The sequence below is a fragment of the Streptomyces cathayae genome, assembly GCF_029760955.1.
In the GTDB taxonomy this organism is placed as follows: domain Bacteria; phylum Actinomycetota; class Actinomycetes; order Streptomycetales; family Streptomycetaceae; genus Streptomyces; species Streptomyces cathayae.
In genome coordinates, this window is record NZ_CP121682.1 from 5,665,430 (window position 1) to 5,689,219 (window position 23,790).

Annotated in this window: 21 protein-coding genes; 11 read left to right on the plus strand and 10 right to left on the minus strand. The window is 70.5% G+C overall.

The features are described from left to right. Window positions 1-249 precede the first annotated feature (249 nt). The 5 genes from fxsT to PYS65_RS25875 all read right to left on the minus strand — a co-directional run bounded on the left by fxsT (window position 250) and on the right by PYS65_RS25875 (window position 9,540). Window positions 250-4,677, minus strand: coding sequence for an FxSxx-COOH system tetratricopeptide repeat protein (fxsT, locus tag PYS65_RS25855; protein ID WP_279336324.1), 4,428 nt, complete (start codon window positions 4,675-4,677; stop codon window positions 250-252). Further along, window positions 4,674-5,828 (minus strand): AAA family ATPase, encoded by a 1,155-nt coding sequence (locus tag PYS65_RS25860; RefSeq protein WP_279336325.1) that lies wholly within the window; start codon window positions 5,826-5,828, stop codon window positions 4,674-4,676. Before PYS65_RS25860 ends, fxsT begins: the two co-directional genes overlap by 4 nt. Window positions 5,829-5,948: 120 nt before the next feature. Then, entirely contained in the window at window positions 5,949-7,457 is a 1,509-nt protein-coding gene (locus PYS65_RS25865) for a VMAP-C domain-containing protein (RefSeq protein ID WP_279336326.1), read from the minus strand. 1 nt (window position 7,458) lies between these two features. Continuing rightward, entirely contained in the window at window positions 7,459-8,478 is a 1,020-nt protein-coding gene (locus tag PYS65_RS25870; protein ID WP_279336327.1) for an effector-associated domain 2-containing protein, read from the minus strand. A gap of 282 nt (window positions 8,479-8,760) precedes the next feature. Then, window positions 8,761-9,540 (minus strand): IclR family transcriptional regulator domain-containing protein, encoded by a 780-nt coding sequence (locus tag PYS65_RS25875; RefSeq protein WP_279336328.1) that lies wholly within the window; start codon window positions 9,538-9,540, stop codon window positions 8,761-8,763. Between the two features lie 276 nt (window positions 9,541-9,816). Between PYS65_RS25875 and PYS65_RS25880 the strand changes: the two genes are divergently transcribed. From PYS65_RS25880 to PYS65_RS25925, 10 genes are all read left to right on the plus strand, one after another. Next, window positions 9,817-10,782, plus strand: coding sequence for an ABC transporter substrate-binding protein (locus tag PYS65_RS25880; protein ID WP_279336329.1), 966 nt, complete (start codon window positions 9,817-9,819; stop codon window positions 10,780-10,782). Between the two features lie 26 nt (window positions 10,783-10,808). After that, window positions 10,809-11,630: an ABC transporter permease gene (locus PYS65_RS25885; protein WP_279336330.1), complete on the plus strand. Its 822-nt coding sequence runs from the start codon at window positions 10,809-10,811 to the stop codon at window positions 11,628-11,630. Further along, window positions 11,627-12,418: an ABC transporter permease gene (locus PYS65_RS25890; protein WP_279336331.1), complete on the plus strand. Its 792-nt coding sequence runs from the start codon at window positions 11,627-11,629 to the stop codon at window positions 12,416-12,418. Before PYS65_RS25885 ends, PYS65_RS25890 begins: the two co-directional genes overlap by 4 nt. 38 nt (window positions 12,419-12,456) lie before the next feature. Further along, a complete protein-coding gene (locus PYS65_RS25895; RefSeq protein WP_279338081.1) occupies window positions 12,457-13,305 on the plus strand; it encodes an ABC transporter ATP-binding protein in 849 nt (282 codons plus the stop codon). 406 nt (window positions 13,306-13,711) lie between these two features. Then, a complete protein-coding gene (locus PYS65_RS25900) occupies window positions 13,712-14,068 on the plus strand; it encodes a hypothetical protein (RefSeq protein WP_279336332.1) in 357 nt (118 codons plus the stop codon). A 393-nt stretch (window positions 14,069-14,461) separates the two neighbouring features. Continuing rightward, on the plus strand, window positions 14,462-15,685 hold the full coding sequence (locus PYS65_RS25905; protein ID WP_279336333.1) for an RNA-guided endonuclease InsQ/TnpB family protein: 1,224 nt from the start codon (window positions 14,462-14,464) through the stop codon (window positions 15,683-15,685). A gap of 141 nt (window positions 15,686-15,826) precedes the next feature. Beyond that, window positions 15,827-16,018, plus strand: a complete 192-nt coding sequence (locus PYS65_RS25910) for an SDR family oxidoreductase (protein WP_279336334.1) — start codon at window positions 15,827-15,829, stop codon at window positions 16,016-16,018. 207 nt (window positions 16,019-16,225) lie between these two features. After that, the gene (locus PYS65_RS25915) at window positions 16,226-16,603 is read left to right on the plus strand and encodes a VOC family protein (protein WP_279336335.1); all 378 of its coding nucleotides are present in this window, start codon (window positions 16,226-16,228) and stop codon (window positions 16,601-16,603) included. A 725-nt stretch (window positions 16,604-17,328) separates the two neighbouring features. Further along, the gene (locus PYS65_RS25920; RefSeq protein WP_279336336.1) at window positions 17,329-18,204 is read left to right on the plus strand and encodes a helix-turn-helix domain-containing protein; all 876 of its coding nucleotides are present in this window, start codon (window positions 17,329-17,331) and stop codon (window positions 18,202-18,204) included. Then, complete coding sequence (locus PYS65_RS25925; protein WP_279336337.1) at window positions 18,201-18,401, plus strand: DUF397 domain-containing protein; 201 nt, start codon at window positions 18,201-18,203, stop codon at window positions 18,399-18,401. Before PYS65_RS25920 ends, PYS65_RS25925 begins: the two co-directional genes overlap by 4 nt. A gap of 76 nt (window positions 18,402-18,477) precedes the next feature. On the opposite strand, the gene PYS65_RS25930 is transcribed toward PYS65_RS25925, so the two are convergent. Continuing rightward, the gene (locus PYS65_RS25930) at window positions 18,478-18,738 is read right to left on the minus strand and encodes a hypothetical protein (protein ID WP_279336338.1); all 261 of its coding nucleotides are present in this window, start codon (window positions 18,736-18,738) and stop codon (window positions 18,478-18,480) included. A 541-nt stretch (window positions 18,739-19,279) separates the two neighbouring features. On the opposite strand from PYS65_RS25930, the gene PYS65_RS25935 reads away from it, so the two are divergent. Further along, window positions 19,280-20,026, plus strand: coding sequence for a lytic polysaccharide monooxygenase (locus PYS65_RS25935; protein WP_279336339.1), 747 nt, complete (start codon window positions 19,280-19,282; stop codon window positions 20,024-20,026). A gap of 94 nt (window positions 20,027-20,120) precedes the next feature. Here the strand turns inward: PYS65_RS25935 and PYS65_RS25940 are convergent, their stop codons facing one another. The 4 genes from PYS65_RS25940 to PYS65_RS25955 form a co-directional block, all read right to left on the minus strand. Next, window positions 20,121-20,540, minus strand: a complete 420-nt coding sequence (locus PYS65_RS25940; protein ID WP_279336340.1) for a MazG-like family protein — start codon at window positions 20,538-20,540, stop codon at window positions 20,121-20,123. A gap of 76 nt (window positions 20,541-20,616) precedes the next feature. Beyond that, on the minus strand, window positions 20,617-21,738 hold the full coding sequence (locus PYS65_RS25945; RefSeq protein WP_279336341.1) for a PP2C family protein-serine/threonine phosphatase: 1,122 nt from the start codon (window positions 21,736-21,738) through the stop codon (window positions 20,617-20,619). Between the two features lie 292 nt (window positions 21,739-22,030). After that, on the minus strand, window positions 22,031-23,065 hold the full coding sequence (locus tag PYS65_RS25950) for an SPFH domain-containing protein (RefSeq protein WP_279336342.1): 1,035 nt from the start codon (window positions 23,063-23,065) through the stop codon (window positions 22,031-22,033). Window positions 23,066-23,069: 4 nt separating this feature from the next. Next, window positions 23,070-23,501 (minus strand): NfeD family protein, encoded by a 432-nt coding sequence (locus PYS65_RS25955; RefSeq protein WP_279336343.1) that lies wholly within the window; start codon window positions 23,499-23,501, stop codon window positions 23,070-23,072. Window positions 23,502-23,790: the final 289 nt, after the last annotated feature.

Sequence of the window (23,790 nt, forward strand, 5' to 3'; positions counted from 1 at the left end):
GGAGTTGCCCGTCGTCGCCCGAAGGGCGGCCCCGCGTCGTCCGGTGCGGTGCCTCGGCGTGCGGCCGGATCGTCCTCGTACTGGACGTACTCGGATGATGCGGCCGTGCGGCGAGTGGGGGTCCCCCTGCTCGAAGAGCTTGGGGGAGCGTGCCGGGCGGCGCGGGGCAGGCGGGCAACTCCGGACAGGCCCTGGGGGCCCGGTACCGGGGCCGTCCCTCCGTGCGCGGCCCCGGCACCGGATCCGGTGTCAGATCTGCAACGGGTCGATGTCGCAGTTGGCGGTGCGGCTCTCCTCCGCCGCCCGGCACGCCGGGTGGTCCTCGCCGAGGGACGTCCGGTAGCGGGCGAGGGTGTCGGCGTAGAGCTCCTCCGCCTCCTCGCGCCGCCCCAGTTGGCGCAGGCCCAGTGCGAGGTTGAGGGAGGCGGCCAGCACGACCGGGTGGTCGTGCTCGGTGCCGAAGCGGGCCCGCCCCAGCTCCATGCTGCGCCGCGCGAGGTCGACCGACGCCTGGACCTCGCCCAGTTCGTACAGGTCGACGGCGAGGTTCGAGGAGCAGGCGAGCGCGTTGGGGTGATCCTCGCCGAGCGTCTCCACCAGACGGTCCCGGGCCTGCGTGTTGATCGCGCGCGCCGCCTCGACCTGGCCGGACAGCCGCAGACAGATCGCCTGGTTGACGCGCCCGGCGACGGTGTGCGGATGGTCGTGGCCGAACAGCGCCTCGAAACCCTCGTACCCCTGCTGTCCGAGCAGCAGCGCCCGGTCGAGATCGCCACTCTGGCGTACGTCGATGGCGTGCGCCACCAGGGTGGAGACGGTCAGCGGGTACTTGTCGCCGTACCGGGTCTGGAACAGATGGAGGGCACGGCCGGACAGCTCCAGTGCCCGAGGATGGTGGCCGGCCCGCCGCTCGGTCACCGACAGCAGTCGCAGCGCGGCCATGGTGTGCGGGTGGGCCTCGCCGTAGTTGTACCGGTACCGGTCCGCCACGTCGTGGGCCTGGTCGCGGGCGGCCAGGTAGTGCCCGCCCTCCTGCAGGTCGAGGGCGACGGCGGCCATGGTGGACAGGGTGTTCAGGGAGTTCTCGCCGAACTCCTCCACCCTGCGGCGGTAGGTGTCCCGGTCCAGCGTGAGGGCCTCCTGCAACTCGCCGATGAAACGCAGGTTGAGCGCGTGCCGGTGCGCGGCCACGAGTGTGGTCACGTCGTTCGGGCCGAACAGCCGGGTGCAGGTGTCGAAGACGTGCTTGTCGAGCTCCAGGGCCCGGGAGAAGTTGCCGCGCAGGCGCAGATCCCAGGCGAGCATGCTGGTGACCTCGAGGGTGGACTCGTGCTCGGGACCGAGTACCTCGGTCATGCCGGCCAGGGTCCGCTGGTCCAGTTCGTACGCCTCCGAGTAGCGGCCCAGGATGCGCAGCGCGTCGGCGTACGGCTTGGCGGCGGCGAACACGTGCTCGGCGTTCTCACCGTCCTGGGCCCGCCAGGTGTCGTAGGCCAGCTTGGCCAGATCGGCGCAGCCCTGGTGGTCGCCCCACGAGAACATGTACTGCACTTCGTTGACGACGAGTTGACGCACCCACGGGTCGGTCGACTCGACGGCTCTGCTGTGCAGTACGTGCGGCAGCAGGTCGCCGTACTGCTGCCACTGGTGCGGGGCCTCGGGCTCGTCGGGGTCGCCCTTGGCGAGCAGCCGGTGCGCACCCTCGCGCATCTGCCGCTTCAGCTGCTCCGACATCTGGTTGATGAGCACGCGCTGCACCAGGCGGTGCAGTTGGACCGTGTTGGTGTTGTGGTTGATGCGGGCCAGCGCGTAGCGGTTGATCTCGCGGATGGCCCGGCCCAGTTTGATCGGGTCGCTGAGCGCCGCACTCAGCTCCGCCGGCACGGGGGCGTCACGCACACCGGTCAGCAGCCGCCGGGAGATCGGCTCCGGAGCGAAGAACGCGCACACCTGGAGGAGTTGGAGGGCGGCCGGGTGATTGCGCCGCAGCCGCTCCAGCGACACGTTCCAGGCGGCCGCCACGGTCAGCGGGTAGTCGGCCGGCGGGTCGCTGTTCATCAGCTCGTTGGCCTGTTGCTCGAACAGACGGAGGTACTCGTCGGCGGGCATACCGGTCTCGGACAGCCATACGGCCGCCTGTTCGATGCCCAGGGGCAGGTCGCCCAGAGTTTCGGCGAGCCGGTCCGCCGTCTCGTCGTCCAGTGTGGGGGCACGCAGCTGCAGCAGTGCCCTGCTCTCCTCGCGGGTGAAGACATCGACCTCCAGCGGACGTGCGGAGGCGGCCCACTGGGCGTTGCGGGAGGTGACAAGAATACGGCCCGGCCCGTTTGTCGGAAAGAATTCGCGCACGGCCTCGGGATTTTCTGCGTTGTCGAAGACGAGAAGCCAGTTCTTGTAGGGCTCGCCGATACGCAGTGCCTCTATCACCGCGGGAACGGCGCTGTTGGCCTCCCCGCTGCCGACGCTCACACCGAGCCGGCCCGCGAGCATCACCAGGAACTGGCGGATCTGCTGTGGCTGCTCGGAGGGAATCCACCAGACGACCTGATACTCGTGGAGGTGGCGGTAAACGTATTCGACCGCCAGTTGGGATTTGCCGACGCCGCCCATTCCCTGGAGCGCCTCGGGCAGCACTGCCGTGGTGCCCTCCTGCAACCTGCGGTGGAGATCCTCGAGAAGCTGGACACGGCCGGTGAAGGCCCGGTTTCGGGGAGGGACGTTCCCCCAGACGGGTGGCGGCTTCTGCAGCCCGTCACTCCTTCGCCCGACTTCGGCGGACTGCAAGCCGGTCACTTCAGCGTTCCTTTCTTCTTCGGAATCCGGTACATCGGCCGCCATGACCAACGGGGTGTTGCCGTCGGAGGTCGCTTCCTCCGACACCTCGGCGAGTGATGGCGAGGAGGGCTCAGCGGCCACGGCGAGGCGGTTGCTGAGCTCGTTCAAGGCCGTCGCATAGGGGCCGGCCATGGCCGCGAATGCAGGAAATACAGAGGAAATCCATGGTGGTAAAGCTTCCACGGGGAAACGGGAAGCGCGACTCGGATCGCGGACGATTCCCCCGAGTTGACCGAAGGTTTGGCCCAAGGGGCCCTGAACCGCGGAGGCGAGGGAATCGAACATGAGGGTCATCGCCCACGCCGTTTCCCCCTTGGTCCCCTCGGACAGCAGTTCCCGGCGCAGTTCGGTGCCGAGCTCCAGCTCGGACCGCACCAGGGCGGGCGCCTCGGTGTCGCCGGGGACCCGCCGCAGGGTGCCGGAGAGGAGCAGCTCGGCGACATGCCAGGTGCGGGCCTCGGGCAGCAGCCGGGCCTGCACCATCCGCAGGACGGCGAGGTTCAGCAGCGGCAGCGCCGCGCACAGCCGGGCGAGGCGGTAGGCGGTGGGGGAGAGCTGAGCCCGCAGCGCGCGGGCCTGGACGGCGGGCGGCGCCAGGCTCCGGGGCCGGTCCGGGCGTGCGGCCGGCCGCGGGACGGCGGCCGTCGGCGACACCCACAGCGCCCGGGTGGCCCATGCGCCGGTCACCTCGCCCGCGGTGAACCGCGCCCACCGGCCCAGCCCTTCGGGCGTCAGCGTCACCACCGGTACGGCGATGCCCCGGCCGGCCGTGCCGGGCTCCGGAGTGAAACCGTCCGCGAAGTCGTCCAGGAAGTCGTCGGGGCCCAGAGAGATGTCGTCGTGCCTGATCGACCAGGTGGCGTTGGGAGCTGCCGGACCCGGCGCGGTGAGCCGGACCCGGTGGGCCTGGGTGCCGGTGCGGGCCCACACATGGTCGGGCAGGACGTGCACGACCGCGGTGGGTACGGCGCGGGCCCAGCGGACGAGTGCGCGGTTCGCGCTGCCGTCGGCCCAACGAGCGGCCTGCAGATCGGTGAGCACCAGCAGCACCTGGCGTCCGTCGCCCGGAGGCGCCGGATCGGCGGAATGCGGGCCGGCGGGCCAGTGGAGCAGGCGTACGTCGCGGAACGCGCCGGAACCGTGCAGCGTCTCCTGCAGACGCTCGGCGGTCGGTGCCCACAACCGCATCGACTCCCCGGAGTCGACCAGCAGCGTCAAGGTCAGCCAGCGTTCCTCGGCGGGGCGCTGCAACGGCAGCCAGACCCCCTGCTCGGCCGCGGTCTCGGCGGTGCGCTCCTCGTCCAGCACCTGCCGGTGGAGTGAGGCGACCCGCCGTTTGAGGGGCAGCACCGACTTCTCGATGGACCGGGAGTCGTCCAGGGCCAGCTTCCTGCCCAGCTCCACCAGCAGACCCTCCAGCCGTTGCGCCGGCTGTCCGGCCGGTCCGGGCCCGGACCGGCGGGAGGTGCCGTACGGCTCCGCGGTCCCGGCGACGGGTGCGGAAGCAGGTGCGGGCGCGGGTGTCGGCGACGGGCCGTGGTCGTCGGGACGGAGGGTGTCCCGGGGGTCGGAGTCCGGTGCACGGGTCGCCTCCGGCGGGCGGACCTCGCCCGCCGGCGCGCGGTCGAAGGCGCCGGCGGCCACCGTCGGTGAGCCGGGCGGGGGTGCCCCGGCGGCCTGGAGGATCAGTCGCTCCCGGTGCATCGCCAGCCAGACGGCGTCCCCGGCTTCGTCCCAGAGAGGTGTCGTACCGTCCGGACCGGAGCGCAGCCCGGAACGCGAAGCGGCACCCGGCCTGACACCGTCATGCGCCCCGCCGCCTCGGAAGGGCGAATGGATCATCCTCCAGTCCCTGCTCCGTCGAGGCGGCGCCACAGCGCGTGCAGCAGCTCGTTCCAGGAGTTCTGGTCGGGGCCGGCCGGAGTGGTGCGGAGGAACTCCGAACTCAGCAACTGGTCCGCGGCGAGTGTGCCGCCGGTGCGGGACCGGGCCAGGAAGTCCCGGATCATGATGCTCCGGGTCTCGTCGCCGTCGGACAGATGGGCCGACAGCACTGCCGCGAGCTGACCGGCGTCCGGTGGGGGCAGTTCGAGATACAGACAGCGCCGTAGGAAGGCCGGCGGCAGGACACGCTCGCCGTTGCTGGTGATCACGACGACGGGGAAGGCCGCACAGCGCACCAGCCCGTGGTGGACGACCGCCGTACCGTCCGGGTCGTCGGTGTGCACCTCGACGTCCGGCGTCCGGGAGCGCATCCGGGCCAGCTCGGGGACCCGGTACTCACCCTCCTCGAACACGCTCAGGAGGTCGCCGACGAGATCCACGTCGGCCTTGTCGATCTCGTCGATCAGCAGCACCCGGGGGGCGGAACGGGGGAGTAACGCGGTTCCCAGCGGCCCGAGTTGGATGTAGTCACCCACATTGCGCAGTGCGTCGGAGTCGGGTTCGGCGGGCGGTTGCCCCATCGCCTCCGGCTCCCCGGCCGGCTCGGACACCGCCTGCACGGCGGGGCCGCGCAGGGCTCCGCGGGCGGCGGCCTCCTGCACCCGGCCGATGGCGTCGTAGGCGTACAGACCCTCTTTGAGGGTGCTCCGGCTGGTGATGTTCCACCGCAGGACCCGGGAGAGCCCCAGCTCACGGCTGATGCAATGGGCGAGGCTGGACTTGCCGATGCCGGGCGGGCCCGTGACGATCAACGGGCGGCGCAGTAACAGGGCCGCGTTGACCAGGTCCCTCTCCCGTGCCGAGGCGGCCCGCGGCACGGTGCCGTCGACCGGTCCCAGCCGACGGGTGAACTCCGCCTCGTCCTGCGGTGGCGGCTCCTCGATCAGTGGCCCACCGGTGAAGCGCCGCCACGGCGGGGGAGACGGCAGGAGACCGATGCCCGGTGTGTCCTCGCGCGGCCGGCCCGTACCCCGGTAGAGGTGCCAGGCATCGGGATCGACGACGGCGTCGTCGGCCGCTGCCGGATCGTGCAGACCCCTGTCGGCCATCGACCGTCCCCCCAAACCTGAGTCGTGCGCGGAGCGGTGCACGTCTGTACAACCGAGCTACTCTCACCCAACGCCTCACGCTCACCGGTGAGTTCGCGTGCGCCCGGAAGCGCGGGGGGTTCAGCCCGCCGATTCCGGAACCTCGGGGAGGCGGCTCGGATCGTCCCACAGCACAGCTATGCGAGAGCGCATGACGCCCTCGTGCCCATCGTCCCGTGTACCGGGAGAGAAGTGCAAGCGCGTCACATGGTCGAGTAGCGCATCCCAGCCGCCCGCATCGGAGAGAGTGTGCACGGCGGCGTACTCCCGGTCGCTGAGCGCCCCCTGGTGCGCCCACAGCAGTACCGGCAGACCCACTTGCAGCCCCAGCATCAGTTCACGACGGCCCGCCTCGTCGTCGGGCGGTGAGCCGAGCGTCATCAGGGAGATGGACGAATCCTGCTTCAACTTCACGTACAGCCTGTGCTGTTCGGAGCCATCTCCCTGTTCACAGCGGTGTACGTTCGCTCCGCCGCCGTTGGTGAGCACCTGCCAGCGCTCGTTCCAGACGCGATGGAGATGCAGGGCGTCCATCCGCTCCAGACTTCTTATGACGACCTTGTACTCCATCCCGAAGGGCGCCGCGAAGGCCGAATCCCCTCCCGTCGCACCGAAGGGGGCAGCGCGCGGCCATTCCTCGACGGGTGTGTTCACCATGTCCACCGGAAGGATGAACTCCAGGACGACACCTCCCCGGTGATGGCGCAGCCGTGCCTCCTCCTGGTCGACCAGGGCGGCCACCCGGGCCGGGACCTGGCTCAGCGGCAGCCGCCGGTCGTCGCGCTGACGCGGCTGCCAGGAGTCACCCGTACTGGTCCAGCAGGTGAGCCACACATGCTCGGAGGACTCCTCGCACGGATGCAGCCGGATCACGAGATAGGCCGTGCCGTCCGCCGCCTGCCGCCAACGGCCCGTGCCGCGCCGTACGTCGCTGAGCAGCCGCATGGCCTCCACGCCCTCGCCCGTCGAGGACCGTACCTCCCGGCTGAGCCACTGGCGCAGGGCGTCGCCGAGCTCGGGGCCGACGACGTACCCCACCTCCTGCGCGAAGCGCACGCACCGGGAGACGCCGTCCGACGGCACATTGCAGTTCTCCAGCAACTCGTACGCCTCCCAGGCCGTGCGCACGCCGGAGGGCAGCGGGCCGAAGCCGTCACCGGCGGCGAACGCGAAGATCCGCTCCAGCTCCGGAACGCTCTGCCGGTCCAATCCGCCCAGAAGGGAAGCGAGTTCACGTCGCTGCCTGGAGTCGCCCAGGTGCGGGGCCGGACCGCCGGCCAGTGCGGCCGCCTGCTCCGAGGGCAGGTCGTAGTGAGCCAGGAACCGCACCGCTCCGGTGAGTTCCCGCCAGCCTTCGGGCACGCTGCCGAACACCTTCACCATTTCGACCAGATGGAGCTTCCTCTCGTCGAACTCCGCGACGGACAGGCGCTGTCCGAGGCGTTCCAGGGCGGTCTCGATGCACAGGCGACGCGAGCGCACCGTGTCCAGCACCGGCACCTTCATGAGCGCGTCGACGAGTTGTGTGGCCCGTTCGCCACGGGAGACCTGGTGGCCCGGGGAGGTGATCCACAAGGGGTGCTCCGACATCTCAGGCATCACCGTCCAACCGGTCCGGCCACAGGGCACGTGCCGTGCGGGCGAAGTCCCGCGCGGGGACGGTGTCGCCTTCCAACTGCCTCACCGCACGCGCCAACTCACCCGGCCCGTCCGGAAAGTCGCCACAGCGGCGCACGAGATGGAACAGCTGCAACCGCGGCACGTCGTCACGCGGCACCGTGCCGGAGATCCCGACGGGCAGTACGGACAGCAGGGCACGGGCGCCGGCGGCGGCCGCTCCCGTCGCCATGAGCGCGTCGACGAGGTCCCAGGCGTCCACGGACCCAGGACCGGCCGCACCGGCCGGAGGCGGTGCGAACGGGGTCCCCGCGAGCAGCCCCAGCGGGATCATCCACGCGACGCGCGTAGGGACGGGCCCGCCCCCGTCCAGTACGGAGGCCACCACACCGATCACCTGCCGCTGGTCCTCGTCCCACACTCCCGCACCGCTGAACCCCCGCTCGATGCACGCCCCTCGGCCGCCGTCGCCGTCGAGCTGCAGCCAGCCCGGGTGCGCCCCGCCGGCTGCCACCGTCCTGGCACGCGCCCACACTCCGTCGAGCACGGTGGCGGGATGCCCGTACACGAGGACACTCGCGCCGTCACCGACCGGTCCGCCGCCGACGGGCGCGGGAGCGGCGCCCGCGGGCAGCGCCCCGTCCAGCGTCAGTACGGCCAGATCCCCGGCGGGCGGGTCGCGGAACCAGCCGCCCGGGGCCACCCGGGCGGTCAGGCGGCTTCTGGGAAATGCCGGGAGGTCCACCGGGAACGCGCCCTTCGGGGCCTCGTCCAGCCGACGGCACCTCAGCGCGGCCTCCACGACATGGGCACAGGTCACGGCCAGCCGGTCGGTCAGGAGCACAGCGGCACCGGCGACGGCGGCCCGTGCGGGCCGGGCAAGTTGCCGGGGAACCGTCCCGGTGTCGGGCGGACCGGAGATGCCGCCGCCGGCCGGCCGCGCCTTCGGTGCCTTCCCGTCCTCCGGGGCGTCCGGGGCGGCGAGGACCCGCATCCGCCATGGCGCTCCGCCCGCCCCACGGGCATCCGAGTCCGGACGCCCCGATCCTTCACCAGTCATGTCCACGTGCCCCCTCACGCGTACGCCGGACAGCGTGTCGTGCCGCTGCACTGTCCGGGCCTGTCAGGTTAAGGCGTTCCCCGATGCGTGGGTACCGTACCCACCGCCCTGTGCATTGCCGAGTTCCAGGGGCCCGGGAGCCGGATCCGGCTCCCGGGCCCCTGGAACGTCCGGCGAGGGTGCCCGGCGGTCCGGGCGTCAGCGGTGGACCGGGCGTCAGCGGCGGACCACGTGCAGGTCGGCCTCGATCCGGGCCACGGTCGCCAGGAGGGCGGGCAGCAGGTCGCGGCGTACCGAGTCGACGGAGTTGCGGCTCGCGTGCACGGGGATGTTGACGGCGGCGACGACGGTGCCGTCCCCGTCGCGGACCGGGGCGGCCACGGTGCGCAGACCCACCTCGAGCTCCTGGTCCATGATGGCGTACCCCTGCTTGCGGACCCGCTGGAGCTCGGCGCGCAGCTGCGGCGGGGAGACGATGGTGCGGGGGGTCAGCGGGCGCAGCTCGCACCGGGCGAGGTGCCGGTCGAGCTGCTCGTCCGGGAGGTGGGCGAGCAACACCCGCCCGACCGAGGTGACATGGGCGGGGAACCGGGTGCCGACGGTGATGGTGGCGGTCATGATGCGGGTGGTGGGCACGCGGCTGACGTAGACGATGTCGTCGCCGTCGAGCACGCAGAGGGAGGAGGACTCGCGGACCTCGGCGACCAGTTTCTCGAGGTGGGGCTCGGCGATGTCGGGCAGTGAGGAGCCGGCGAGATACGCGTAGCCGAGTTCCAGGACGCGCGGGGTGAGGCGGAACAGCCTCCCGTCGGTGGTGACGTAGCCGAGGTCGGCGAGGGTGAGCAGAAAACGCCGGGCGGCCGCGCGGGTCAGGTCGCAGATGCGGGCGACGTCGCTGAGGGTCAGTTCGCGACGCTCGCCGTCGAAGGCGCGGATGACGGTGAGTCCGCGCTCCAGGGACTGTACGAAATGGGCTTCTCGTTCCTGATCACCCATCGGCGGCCTCCCCGTTTGTATGCCGAACATCGGTGCGGTGGCAGAACGGTATGGCCGCGACCGGCGGCCGTCAACTGACGGCGGGCGGCGGTTCCGGCGGGTTGTGCCGGGCGATGATCGCCCATTTCAGGGGTGGGTGACGGTTGTTGAAAGTTGCCCTTGTCAAGGGGTTGACCCGCCCTGGGGCGGACCATAGGTTCCCGGCAAGAACTTTCGTTCGGTCCGCGCACATCTGTCTGCGCACACATCGAGAAGTGCATCTTTTGGGGAGGCCTTGTGCGTCGTCTGTCAGCCGGAGTCGCTGCCGTCGCTCTGCTCACGCTCACCGCGACCGCGTGTGGGTCGTCCGATTCCGGGTCCTCCGGCAAGTCGTCCGACGGCACCACCGCCGTGAAGGTCGGCGTGATCCCCATCGTCGACGTGGCCCCGATCTACCTCGGTGAGAAGCAGGGCTTCTACAAGAAGCACGGTCTCGACCTCACGCTGGAGTCCGGCCAGGGCGGTGCCGCGATCGTGCCGGGCGTGGCCAGCGGCCAGTTCCAGTTCGGATTCAGCAACACCACCTCGCTCCTGATCGCCCAGAGCCAGAACGTGCCGGTGCGGGCGGTCGCCAACGGCGTCACCTCGACCGGGAAGGAGAACGCCGACGTCGGCGGCGTCGTCGTCAAGGGCGACAGCCCGATCAAGTCGGCGAAGGACCTGGCCGGCAAGAAGGTCGCGGTCAACACGCTGAAGAACATCGGCGACACCTCCGTACGGGAATCCGTGCGCAAGGACGGCGGCGACCCCGAGAAGGTCCAGTTCGTGGAGCTCGCCTTCGACCAGATGCCCGCCGCGCTGCAGGCCGGACAGGTCGACGCCGCCTGGGTCGTCGAGCCCTCCCTCGCCGTCGTCAAGGGCCAGGGCGGCCGGGTCGTCGCCTCCAACTTCGTCGACGTCTCGCCCGACCTCACCATCGCCCTCTACTTCACTTCCGACAAGCTGGCCCAGCAGGACCCGGAGCTGGTGAAGAAGTTCGCCGACGCCACCCGCGAATCCCTCGCCTACGCCAACAACCACCCCGACGAGGTCCGCGAGATCCTCTCCACCTACACCAAGATCCCCCAGAAGACGCTGGACGCCATGACGCTCCCCAGCTGGCCCGAGGAGCCGAACCGCGCCTCCATCGAGCGGCTGGGCGAACTCGGCCAGAAGGACGGCCTGTTCGAGAAGGCCCCCGACCTGGACAAGCTGCTGCCGTGACACAGGAAGCCATGACACAGGAAGCCGTGACACGGACAGCCGTGAAGACCGGCACCCCGGGCGGCGCCCGCCGCCCGGGACCGGGCAACGCCCTGCTGGGCCTCGCCGGCCTCGGCGGCTTCCTCGCGCTGGTCGAGGCGCTGCCCCGGCTCGGCCTGGTGTCCCCCGACTACCTGCCGCCCACCAGCACGATCGCCGCCGCCCTGGCCAGGGAGGTCTCCGACGTCGCCTTCTGGACGGCGCTCGGCGACACCCTCACCGGCTGGGCGCTCGGACTGCTCATCGCCACCGTCGCGGGCATCGCCGCCGGCGTGCTGATCACCGTGGTGCCGTATCTGCGCGAGGCGACGGCCAGCACCGTCGAATTCCTGCGGCCGATCCCCTCGGTGGCGCTGATCCCCCTCGCCGTCCTGCTCTTCGGCACCGATCTGCGCTCCACCCTGCTGCTGGTCGTCTACGCCGCCTTCTGGCAGGTCCTCGTCCAGGTCCTCTACGGGGTCCAGGACCTGGACCCCGTCGCGGAGGAGACCGCCCGCTCCTACGGTCTGGGCACCTGGGCCCGCATCCGCCACGTGCTGTGGCCGACCGCCCTGCCGTACGTCATGACCGGCGTCCGGCTCGCCGCGGCCGTCGCCCTCGTGCTCGCGATCACCGCCGAACTCATCATCGGCACACCCGGTCTGGGCTCCCGCATCGCCGTCGCGCAGACCTCCCACGCCGTCCCCGACATGTACGCGCTGGTCGCCGTCACCGGACTGATCGGCGTCCTGATCAACCTGGGCGCACGTGCCGTCGAGCGCCGCTCGCTGGCCTGGCACCAGTCCGTCCGGGGCGAGGTGACCCCATGAAACGCCTGACCCTGCGCACCGCGGCCCTGCGGCTGCTGCTCGCCGCCGGCCTGCCCGTCCTCCTCGCGACCGTCTGGTGGTTCGCCTCCGCCGGCAGCACCGACGTCTACTGGCCGCCGCTGAGCACCATCCTGGAGACCGGGCGCGAGGTGTGGACCGCCGAGCGCATCGCCGCCGACGTGGTGCCCAGCGTCACCCGGCTGCTCCTCGGCTACACCGGCGCGGCCGTCCTCGGCGTGGCACTCGGCATCGTCATCGGCTCCTTCCCGCGCGTACGGGCCACCACCGAACCGGTGCTGGAGTTCCTGCGCGCCGTGCCGCCGCCCGTCCTGGTGCCCGTCATCATGCTCTTCGCCGGGATCGGCGACACCATGAAGATCGTCGTCATCGTCTCCGGATGCGTCTGGCCGGTGCTGCTCAACACCGTCGAGGGCGTACGGGCCATCGACAGCGTGCTGTCCGACACCGCCCGCTCCTACGGCATCGAGGGCCGCGCACGCCTCGGCCACCTGGTTCTGCGCTCCGCCAGCCCGCAGATCTTCGCGGGCCTGCGGCAGGCGCTGTCGATCGGCGTCATCCTGATGGTCATCAGCGAGATGTTCGCCGCCAGCAACGGACTCGGCTTCGCCGTCGTCCAGTTCCAGCGCAGCTTCGCCATCCCGGGCATGTGGAGCGGCATCCTGCTGCTCGGACTGCTCGGCGTGCTGCTCGCCCTGGTCTTCCAGACGGTCGAACGCCGGGCCCTGGCCTGGTACCACGGCCTGCGCCGGTCCAGGAGGGCGTCATGAGCAAGGAAAGCGGCGTGAACGCCGGAAAGGGACAGCACATGCTCGACGTAAGAGGCCTGCGGAAGGTCTACGAGGGACACGGCCGGCACGTCGAGGCGGTGCGCGACCTCACCTTCTCCCTCGACGCCGGCGAACTGGTCTGTCTCGTCGGCCCGTCCGGCTGCGGCAAGACGACGCTCCTGAAGTGCATCGCCGGCCTGCTCGAACCCACCTCCGGGGAAGTCCTGCTGCAGGGCGACCGGATCACCGGCCCGCCGCCCGGCATGGCCGTCGTGTTCCAGGAGTACGGCCGCAGCCTCTTCCCGTGGCTGCGGGTGCGCGACAACGTCGAGCTGCCGCTGCGCCAGAAGAAGCACCTGACGAAGGCCCGCCGCCGCGAACTGGTCGAGCACGCCCTGCACGCCGTCGGTCTCGACGACGCCGCGGGCGCGTACCCCTGGCAGCTCTCCGGCGGCATGCAGCAGCGCGTCGCCATCGCGCGCGCCGTCGCCCACGAGCCCGAAGTGCTGCTGATGGACGAGCCGTTCGCGGCCGTCGACGCCCAGACCCGCGCCGACCTCGAGGACCTGATCCGGCGGCTGTGGCAGGAGCTCGGGGTGACCGTCCTCTTCGTCACCCACGACATCGACGAGGCCGTCTACCTGGGCGAGCGGGTCGTCATCCTGTCCTCGTCCCCGACGGTGGTCCAGGAACAGCTGACGATCGACCTCCCGGCCGAACGCGACCAGCTGCACACCCGGGCCGACCCGCGCTTCACGGAACTCCGTACCCGGGTCTACGAACAGATCCAGGCGGCGAAACGGGCGACGGGCGCCGTGCCGCCCCAGAAGACGGACGAGGCCGCGTCCCCCGCGCCACCCGCCCCGGCACCGGACAAGAAGCCCTGACCACCCCTGCCCCCGGCGGCCGGCCCACCGGGCTCCGGCAACACCCCGGAGCCCGGTCCGACGCCACCTCGTCCAGCGGCTCGCCGGCCGGCCCGCGCCCCAAAGGAATCGGACGCCTGCACCAAGTCGGGCGCCTGGGGAGGGCCGACGTACACCGTCGACAGCAAGGGACACGCCATCGCCAAGGGGATCATCTCCGGTGGCGGAGGCGGCGGAAGTGACCACAGTGGTGGGTTCTCCGACCAGTGCTGCCTCTGTTTCACCGACATCGGGTCGGCCAACAGCGCCCTCCCCGGCACCGTGGCGAGGTCCTGACATACGACGCACCCTGCTCCCCCTCGCCACTGCGGCGGTCCTGACCGGCTGCTCGGTCTTCGGCCAGGACGCCTCCTGCACCCAGGCGGGCATGGACTCGGAGGTCTCCGTGGTGTGGCGGCCCGCCGACTTCGGCGGCACGGACGCGGCGGTGGTCCGCGTGTGCGTGGAGGACAGGTGCGAGGAGCAGAGGTCCGGCGACGCGGACCACCCGATCGCAGGGGTGTCGGTCCGGCTTCCGGACGACATCGGCGCCGTCACCGTCCCGGTGCGGCTGAAGGTGACGGCGGCGCGGGACGACCGGGTCGTCGTGGACGACAGCCGCCGCGCACGGCTGACGGAGCAACACCCCAACGGTGCTTCGTGTTCGCCCGAGGCGTGGACGGCGACCTTCCGCGCCGACCCCGCCAAGGGGCTCACCTCACCCGAGGGCCTGTCCCTGCAGTGAGATGACCGAGCCCTGATCCGGGCGAGCCGGTCGGGCCCTCATGCGCCCAAGGCGGGGGACGGCTCCTCCCGATCACCTCGATGGGCAGCGGCGGCGGCACGGCCACCGTCGGCTTCCACGGCGCGGGCAAGGCCGCGCTGGACTCGGTCAGCGAGGCAGTGGCGATGGAGCTCGAGGGGTTCGGCATCAAGGTCACCATCGTGCAGATGGGCGGCTACCGGGTTTCATTCGCAGTGCTCCGGCCTTCAGACCGGGGTGAAGCGAATCGTGTGGCTGCGGCGCGGAGCGTCGCGGTGGTGTTCCGGCGGAGCCGGACAGTGCGGCCACCGAGGGTGAGGCGGGGAACGGATGTTCCCGGCGACATCCGGTGTGGATCGTTCGTACGCTCCTCGCATGCAGCTTCGGTACGCCTTCAGGTTGTACCCGCAGCCCGGTCAGCGCGCCGCGTTGGCGAAGGCGTTCGGGTGCGCCCGCGTCGTGTTCAACGATGCGGTCCGCGCCCGTGAGGACGCCCGTGGGGCCGGGCAGCCGTTCCCGAAGGCGGCCGAGCTGTCCCGGAAGCTGATCACCGAGGCCAAGCGGACAGCCGGGCGGTCCTGGCTGGGTGAGGTCTCCGCGGTGGTGCTCCAGCAGTCCCTGCGGGACGCCGAGAGCGCGTACCGCAACTTCTTCGCCTCCCTCAACGGCACCCGCAAGGGCCCCAGGATCGGCCCGCCCCGCTTCAAGTCCCGCAGGGATGTCCGGCAGTCGATCCGGTTCACCGCCAACGCCCGCTGGAAGATCACCGATGGCGGCCGGCTGAACCTGCCGAAGATCGGTGCGGTGAAGGTGAAGTGGTCCCGCACGCTGCCCACCACCCCCACCTCCGTCACCGTCATCAAGGACGCGGCCGGAAGGTACTTCGCCTCCTTCGTCATCGACACCGACCCCGCCGCCGATGCGGCCCGGATGCCCGACACCGACCGCACCATCGGCATCGATCTCGGCCTGACCCACTTCGCCGTCCTGTCCGACGGCACAAAGATCGACTCCCCGCGCTTCCTGCGCCGCGCGGAGAAGAAGCTGAAGAAGACCCAGCGGGAACTGTCCCGCAAACAGAAGGGAAGCAAGAACCGCGCCAAGGCCTGCCTGAAGGTCGCCCGCGCCCACGCCGAGGTCACCGACGCGCGCCGCGAGTTCCACCACCAACTCTCCACCCAGCTGATCGCCGAGAACCAAGGGATCGCCGTGGAGGACCTGTCGGTGGCGGGACTGGCCCGCACCAGGCTGGCCAAGTCCGTGCACGACAGCGGATGGTCCTCGTTCGTGCACATGCTGGAATACAAAGCGCAACGGTACGGCCGGACCCTGGTGAAGATCGGCCGGTTCGAGCCGACCTCCCAGACCTGCTCCACCTGCGGCGTCAAGGACGGACCCAAACCCCTTGATGTCCGGGAGTGGACCTGTACCGCCTGCGGCACGCTCCACGACCGGGACCACAACGCCGCGATCAACGTGAAGACGGCCGCCGGACTGGCGGCATCGGCCTGCGGAGCGCCGGTAAGACCAGAACCCGTTCTGGCACGGCGCGAAGAAACAGGAAGCCATGGAAGCCCGCCCGACGCCCGTGCCGCGTAGCGGCACGGCACCGGGCGAGCAGGCCAGAATCTCCCTCCTTCGGGAGGGAGAGCAAGTCAAGACACCGGCCTGTTCACCACCGGCACCACGATCATTGAATCCCTAGGGCAGTATCAGTCCCTGCGCACCGAGACGGAGGCGATGTGGGGCGACGCCGTCGCCCCGGAGCCGGGCACCGTCGATCCCGTCATCATGGAGCTGGCCGCACTGCCGGACCCGCCCCGACGGCTGATCGTCGGCAGCCGGTCCTTCGACCACGTCCTGGAGATGGACCGGGCCCAAACGGATCTGTACCGGTTCTGGGAGCACCTCAGCCGCATCGCCCCGGGCTGACCGGGGCCGCCGCCACGACATTCTCCCGCCCGTACCCACTGCGTAGTCGCGGGTACGGGCGTGTGCCGAGGCCGCTGTTCGGCCGCGTGGAATTCGAACCCCCATGCAAACAGGTCCTGTTGGCCTGGCCGAGCGTCGCCGGCCAAGTCCCGGGTTGCGCCGACTAATGCGTCGCGGGCGTCCGGTGCCGCGATCTATGGTGCTCGGATGCTGACGTTCACCGATGTCATCCTCGACTGCCCCGACCCCTGGAAGCTGGCCGAGTTCTACGCCGAGCTGCTGAGCTGGGAGATCAACACCGACATCAGCACCGAGGACTGGGTCAACCTGCGTAACGACGGCGTCGAGCTGTCGTTCCAGCGGGTGGAGGACTACCAGCGGCCCAGCTGGCCGGGCCGGGAGCATCCGCAGCAGTTCCACCTCGACTTCGAGGTGGACGAGTTCGAGCCCGAGCACCGCCGGGTGATCGAGCTGGGCGCCACCTTCCAGAAGAGCTTCGTCGGCGAGTCCGGGTACGGCTGGCAGGTCTACACCGACCCGGCCGGACATCCGTTCTGCCTCTGCCGCAACCGTCCCAGGTCCTGACCGCACGCGACGAGGAACCACCCGGCTCCGAACGGAGCCGAGTGGTGAGCAGCAGGTTCGGCGCCCCCGCACCCGGGTCGGTGCTCAGGTACAGCACCGCTACACCTGCGACGTCGCAGGTGTGGTGGTTGGCCGGAGCGTTGTGGACCGGGGCGTGGGACGCGGCTCCGGAGCCGCCCGAGCCGCCGGGGTGTCGTGAGGGGCTCGGTGCGGCAGAGGCAGAACTGATGGCCGGATCGGCGCAGGTGAGGCCTGATGCGGATGGCGTTCCGTCGGACGGTGTGGGAGGCCCTCATGGTCCCGGGACTGCGGGGGCGGAGGCGGGTGCCTTGTGGGAAGCCGTGAGCAGTCGGCGGGTATGTGTCACTCAAGCGCTCGAATGAGCGGCATCGGGACAATAGTGGCCGAAGTGCTCACGGCTTCGGGACGGTGTGCCCCCCCGGGACGTGGGCGCATGCCCGGCATCACACACGTCGAGGCCACCGTCCTGCCGGGCGGTCAACGGATCGACGAGCAGCCGGCCTCCAGGGCCTTCGGTACTCGTTCTGGTGAACCGTGATCGTTCACCGATTCCCTCGCGTTCCGCGTTCCACGGTGGTGCTGGGTGAGGCCGACTGGGGGCGTTGTAGGCGTTCCGGTGGCGCTTGTGGGCGGGGCGGGCCGTGTCCCTCGGTGAGACGGGGGAGTTGGGCGAACCGGCCGGTAGGCGACGGAGGTGAACGGCGATGAGCGAACTGGTGCGGGAGCCGGGGGAGACGGCGGCCGAGCAGGGGGAGCCGGGGGCGGCTCCCCCGGAGCCGGGGACGGGGACGGAGATCCTGCGGGTGTTCGGGCGGCAGATGAAGCTGTGCCGGTTGCGGGCGGGGCTGGAACGACCAGAGGTCGGTGCGCGGACGGGATACTCGCCGTCCACCATCGCGGCCTACGAGCAGGGACGGCGGATTCCTCCTCCGAAGTTCATCGACGTGGTGGATGAACTACTGGATTCGGGCGGTCTGTTGAAGGCGATGAAGGAGGAGGTTGCGCGGGCGCAGTATCCAGCGTTCTTCCGGGATGCGGCTAGGTTGGAGGCGGAGGCGGTTGAGCTGTGGGTCTACGGAACCCACGCGGTGCCTGGACTGCTGCAGACCGAGGAATACATGCGGGCTGTGTTCGAGATGTGGCGCCCTCTGCTGGATGAGGAGACCGTCCAGCAGCGCGTTGCTGGACGGCTGGCCCGGCAGGACATCTTCGCCCGCAAGCGTGCTCCGCTCGTGAGCTTCGTCATCGACGAGTCGGTCCTGCGGCGGCCGTTGGGCGGTCGTGCTGTCATGCGCGGGCAGATGGAACAACTGCTGCTCGTCGGTGCCTACCGCAACGTGGAGATCCAGGTCATGCCGTTGGACCGAGAGGACAACGCCGGAGTGGATGGCCCGTTCACCGTGCTGCACCGAGACGGTGATGATCAGGTGGCCTATCTGGAGGCGCAGGGACGGAGCACAATCGTGTCGGAGCGAACGGAGGTCCGTGGCATCGTGTCGCGTTATGGGATCCTCCGAGCGCAAGCTCTCACTCCGCGTGAGTCCTTGGCCTACATCGAGAAGTCGCTGGGGGAACTATGAGTGTCGAAGAGACCGTCCAGCTCGACTGGTTCAAGAGCAGTCACAGCGGCGGAGCCGGTGGTGAGTGCGTGGAGGTGGCCACCTGCCCGCACACCGTGCACGTGCGGGACTCGAAGGACACGCACCGTGCGGGTCTGGCGGTCGGTTCGGTGGCGTGGGCCGTGTTCGTCGGGTTCGCCGCCGACCGGATCGGCTGAGTCGCTGCCTTACCGCTGTGCCCTGTGGCTCCGAGGGGAGTCACAGGGCACAGGCATGTCCGGGGCGGTTCGACGGTCAGGTGCTCAGGGCGGCGACGAGGAAGATCGGGTAGAGCACGCTCAGGGATCCGGTGGCCAGGCCGAGGGCGCACTGGCCCCGGTTGAGCCCGCGGCCCAGGCCGAGGAGCGCGAAGGTGACGGCGAGGCTGCCGAACAGGAGCGGAATCGCGATGCCGACGAAGCCGGCGAACACCGCGGCGAGCAGAGCCGCGCTGCCGAGGACGACCGAGACGGGTCCGTAGAGCGTCGCGGGGCTGTCTGCGGATCCGGTGGACATGTCGGACTCCTTGCCATGGGGTGCCGGACTGTTCGGCCCACAGGTGGGCGATCCCTGAACTCTCATCATGGCTCTCTCGGGTCTGTTCCCGGGCCCGTACCTCATGGAGGGGCGCCCCGTGAGAGCAAGTTCACGCGCGGGCGCGATGCCGCCGAGGTGGGGGCCACGGTCGACGGCTCGGGTGGTGGTCGGCGGCCTGCGGTGGCCTCACCTGCCCGTATGTCGTCTCCGCCGTGACTGGGGCGGTGCTCCGAGGCCTGTCGGTCACTTTCTGTCAACTCCCTTTCGGGTAAGTGGACTTGACGGTTCCAGGTTCCTCGCTATGGTCTAGACCTACGAACGCCGGTCTGGACCGGTGTTCGTCCCCGCCCCGGTTCCTTCGTGGGCCGGGGCGAAAGGTGGTGTCCGCCACGGCGGCGCGACCGCGCGCTGCGCCCTCGTCGGCGCAGGCGCGCGTGACATGCGCGGTGCACCTCGGGTGCGGTCGGCGATGTCGTGCTCCGTGGCCGGTTCTCATGTACGCCGAAGAAAGAGTCATTTCATGGACATGAAAAGGCGAGCGTCCCTGGCTGTCGGAGCCCTGGTCGCCCCCCTCCTCGCCGTCAGTCTTCCGGCGGGTACGGCCAGTGCCCACGGATGGGTGACCGACCCCGGCAGCCGCCAGGACCAGTGCGCCAAGGGCGTCGTCGACTGCGGTCAGATCAAGTACGAGCCGCAGAGCGTCGAGGGCCCCAAGGGCCTGCGCAGCTGCAGCGGCGGCAACGCCCAGTTCTCCGACCTCGACGACGACAGCAAGCCCTGGCGCGTCACGTCGGTCGGCGGGTCGCACACCTTCAACTGGCGCATCACGGCGCGGCACGCCACCGATACCTGGCAGTACTTCATCGGTGACCGGAAGATCGCCGAGTTCAACGACCGGGGCGCGCAGCCTCCCGCCGAGGTCAACCACCGGGTCGACTTCGGTGACCTGACGGGCCGCCAGAAGGTCCTGGCCGTCTGGAACGTGGCCGACACCTCCAACGCCTTCTACGCCTGCATCGACGTCAACATCACCGGCAACGGTAATGGTGGCGGCAACGGCGGTGGCAACGGTGGCGGCAACGGCGGCGGTGGCGGCAACGAGCCCGGCTCCTGCGCCGCGCCGACCTGGAACGCCGGTGCCGTCTACAACAACGGCGACACCGTCACCCACAACGGCCGCACCTACCGCGCCAAGTGGTGGACGACGAACGAGCAGCCCGGCGCGGCCGGTGACTGGGGCGTCTGGGAAGACCTGGGCGCCTGCTAGATCCGCTGAGTGAGACCGGTGCGGCACGCCAGCCCCACGCGGCGCCCGCCGCACCGGTTCTGCGGGTCGTAGGGACCTCGGCCCCGTCGGCTCCCTACGACCCGCCGCGAGATCGATCCTCGGACGGACCCTGGCGGGGAGTTCCGAGGGAGCGTCGCGTGAGCCGGTCCAGGTGGCGGGTGAAGACCTCGCGGGCGTCGGGGGTGAGACCGCGCAGCGCCACCAGGGCCGTGAGCGCCACATCGCACAGCTCCGCCTGGACGTCGTCCCATCCGTGCGTGACGCCCTTGCGCGGGTTCTGGCCGGTGGCGCCGATCACCGCCTCGGCGACCTCGCCGACCTCCTCGGACAGTTTCAGGATCCGCAGCAGCAGACCCTCCCGGCCGTCGACCGCGCGGTCGGCGTCCAGCCAGGCGTGCAAGGCGTCGACGGAGTCCCAGAGACCGGCCGACGGCACGGCGGGGGAGAGGGCGGGGGCGGGGGACGCGGAGAGGTTCGTGCTCGGATCGCTCATGCCGCAGACCCTGGCACAGGCCACGGACAGCGCCCGGCGGTCCTTCGCGCAGGGCAGGCGGGGCAGCGGGGTTTCCTCAGACGCGCCGGCTGTCGTCCGCGCGGCGGGGCAGGCCGATGGCGAGGAGCGCGACGTCGTCGTCGAGGTGCTCGGCGGTGTACCGGTACAGGTCGGTGAGCAGGGCGTCCAGCACGTGGTCAGGGTCCGGCGGGAGCGGGCGGGACAGCCGCGGGACGGGATCGTAGAAGACCCCGCGGTGGTCGCGGGCCTCGACGACGCCGTCGGTGAACAGGACGAGAACCGCCCCGTCGGGCAGGGTGTACTGGTCGACGGGGACGTCCGGGAGGACGTTCGGGGCGTCGAGGCCGGCCAGGCCCAGCGGCAGTGAAGGCGTGCCCGGCTCCAGTGGGCGGGCCCGGCCGCGGTGGACCAGCAACGGCGGCGGGTGCCCCCGGTTGACCATGCGCAGGGTGGAGCCGTCGGCGGACAACTCGGCGATGACGGCGGTGACGAACATCTCGAGTCCTGCCCCGCCCTCGGCGGGGTTGGCCTCCTGCATGCGCTCCTCCAGCCAGCGGACCACGCCGGGCAGGTCCGGAGCGCGCCGGGTGGCCTCGTGGAAGGTGCCCAGCAGCGCGTTGACGGTCCGGATCGCGCCCAGGCCCTTGCCCCGGACGTCGGCGATCATCAGCCGGATGCCGTGGGGAGTGGGGTGGATCGCGTACAGGTCGCCCCCGATGGCGGCTTCCCGCGCGGCGGCCTCGTACCGGACGGCCACGGCCAGCGGCCCGATCCGTCCGGGCGGGGAGGGGAGCACGGCGCGCTGGACGGTCTCGGCGACCTCGCGGGTGTTCTTCAACTGCCGCCGCTCGCGGACCAGCAGCCGGTTCACGACCGCTGCCAGGAAGGTCAGGATGACGAAGGTGGAGAACGGGACGATGTCGTCGACGCCGAACGGCAGCCGGCCTCTCACCAGGGGCAGGAGGACCGCGGCGAGGAGCGCCGCCCCGCCGGTGGCGATCGTCCCGGTCAGGGTGAGCCAGGGCGCGACCAGTACGGGGGCGGCCGCCAGCAGGGGGAAGATCCGCATGCCGCGCGGGGTGAGGAGGTCGAGGGCGAACACGCCGAGGATCAGCGCGGCGGGCAGCCATCGGAACCACCGCCTCTCGCGGGGCGATAACGCGCGGCTGGGGCCCATTCTCCTGCGCTCCGGGGTGTTCCTGGACGGAATCCGGGTTCCAGTCTCTGCCGCATCCCCGGCCACGGCGACCGGAGCACCACGTGCGAGGTACCGGGTCCGTGCCAGTGGAGTGGCCGGCCGCCGCCGGCGGCTGCTTCCCTGCGGGGCGGGAGAGGAAGGAGGAGCACCGACCGGTCCCGCCCTCTGCCGGACCCAGGTGGGGCCGACGTACAGCCAGATGCCGCCGCCCTTGTCGGCACCGAGAGGACGGGTCCGGTGCAGGGGCGAGACGCCGGTAAGGGGAGGAGACTCAGGGAGCCGGGCGGGGTGGGAGGTGGTCGGCGGAGGCGACGCCATCGGCTTGTGCGGCGTCGGCCAGGGCCTCGGCAGCGGCTTCCTCCGCCCGGGCCTTGTCGCTGGCGGCCAGGTCGTCGAGAGGCGGCTTCTCACGGGTGGCCGACGACGGGGGCAGTACCTCGGTGAAGGCACGGGAGACGCCCTGCAGCGCAGAGGTGATCTCGCTGGGGATCACCCAGAAGTTGTTGCCCTGGCCCTGTGCGAGTTGGGGCAGTGCCTGGAGGTACTGGTAGGCGAGGAGCTTGGGGTCGGGGTCGTTGCGGTGAACGGCCTGGAACACCTCGTCGATCGCCCGGGACTGGCCCTCGGCCTGGAGGATCGCGGCGGTACGGTTGCCCTCCGCACGCAGGACGGCGGCCTGCTTGTCCCCCTCGGCGGTGAGGATCTGCGACTGGCGCTGCCCCTCGGCGCCCAGGATCGCGGCCCGTTTGTCCCGCTCGGCTCGCATCTGCTTCTGCATCGCGTCCTTGATGGACTGCGGGGGGTCGATGGCCTTGATCTCCACTCGGTTGACCCGGAGCCCCCATTTGCCGGTGGCCTCGTCCAGCACGCCGCGGAGTTGGCTGTTGATGGTGTCCCGTGAGGTGAGCGTCTTCTCCAGGTCCATGGAGCCCACGACGTTGCGCAAGGTGGTGACGGTGAGCTGCTCGACGGCCTGGAGGAAGTTGGCGATCTCGTAGAAAGCCGCTCGTGGGTCGGTGACCTGGAAGTACAGGACGGTGTCGATCTCGACGACCAGATTGTCCTCGGTGATGACCGGCTGCGGTTTGAAGGAGACGACTTGCTCCCTCAGGTCGATCAACGGGTGCACGCGGTCGATGTAAGGGATGACGAGGCTGAGTCCGGGACTGAGTGTCCGGTGGTAGCGACCGAGTCTTTCGACGTTGCGCGCGCGTGCCTGGGGAACGATACGGACGGCCCGCACCACAGTGAAGATCGCGATGGCTGCGACGATCAGTCCGACGACGAGAGGTGCTGAAAAGTCCATGGTTTCATTCCCGGGGGTAGACGAATGCGGTGGCGCCACTGATCTCTATGACGTCGACGGTCGCTCCGGACGGGATCACCAGCGTTTCGTCGTAGGCGCGGGCCGTCCACTCCTCGCCGTCGATGCGGACTCTGCCACCGGATCCCGTCACTTCCGAGACGACATAGGCGGCCTTGCCGACCAGTGCGTCGATACCGAAACGTGCCGTCGGTGGCTTCAGCACGTGACGCACCGCGAGGGGGCGCACGAACAGCACGGTGATGCTGGCGACGACGGCGTACACCACCAGTTGGAGGGCCGGCGGCAACCCGATCGCGGCGGAGCCCGCAGTGACCAGGGCCGCCGCGCTCAGCATTCCGAGTGCGGCGGTGAGCGTGAAGATCTCTGCTACGGCCAGAACAGCTGCAACGATCAACCAGATCAACCATGGGTCCATGACGCGCTTCTTCTCGCAGATGAGGGCGTTGACTGCCGGTGTTCTTCTCCATTCTGCCCAGATCGCGGATTACGACTCCTTTGCCCGGAGTTTCCCGGCTCGGTGAGTGCTCCGATTCCGTCGCGCGTCCTCGTGCCGGACCCCTGTTGGCCCGTGCGCAGTCATGGGTGGGCAAGGAACGCCGCGGGGTCGTCAACGCGTACGGGGAAGTTCCACGACCGCGGTGACCGGCCCTCCCGGGGGCTCGTCACCACGGCCGTGCCGTCCAGTGCGGTCACCCGGCGGCGGA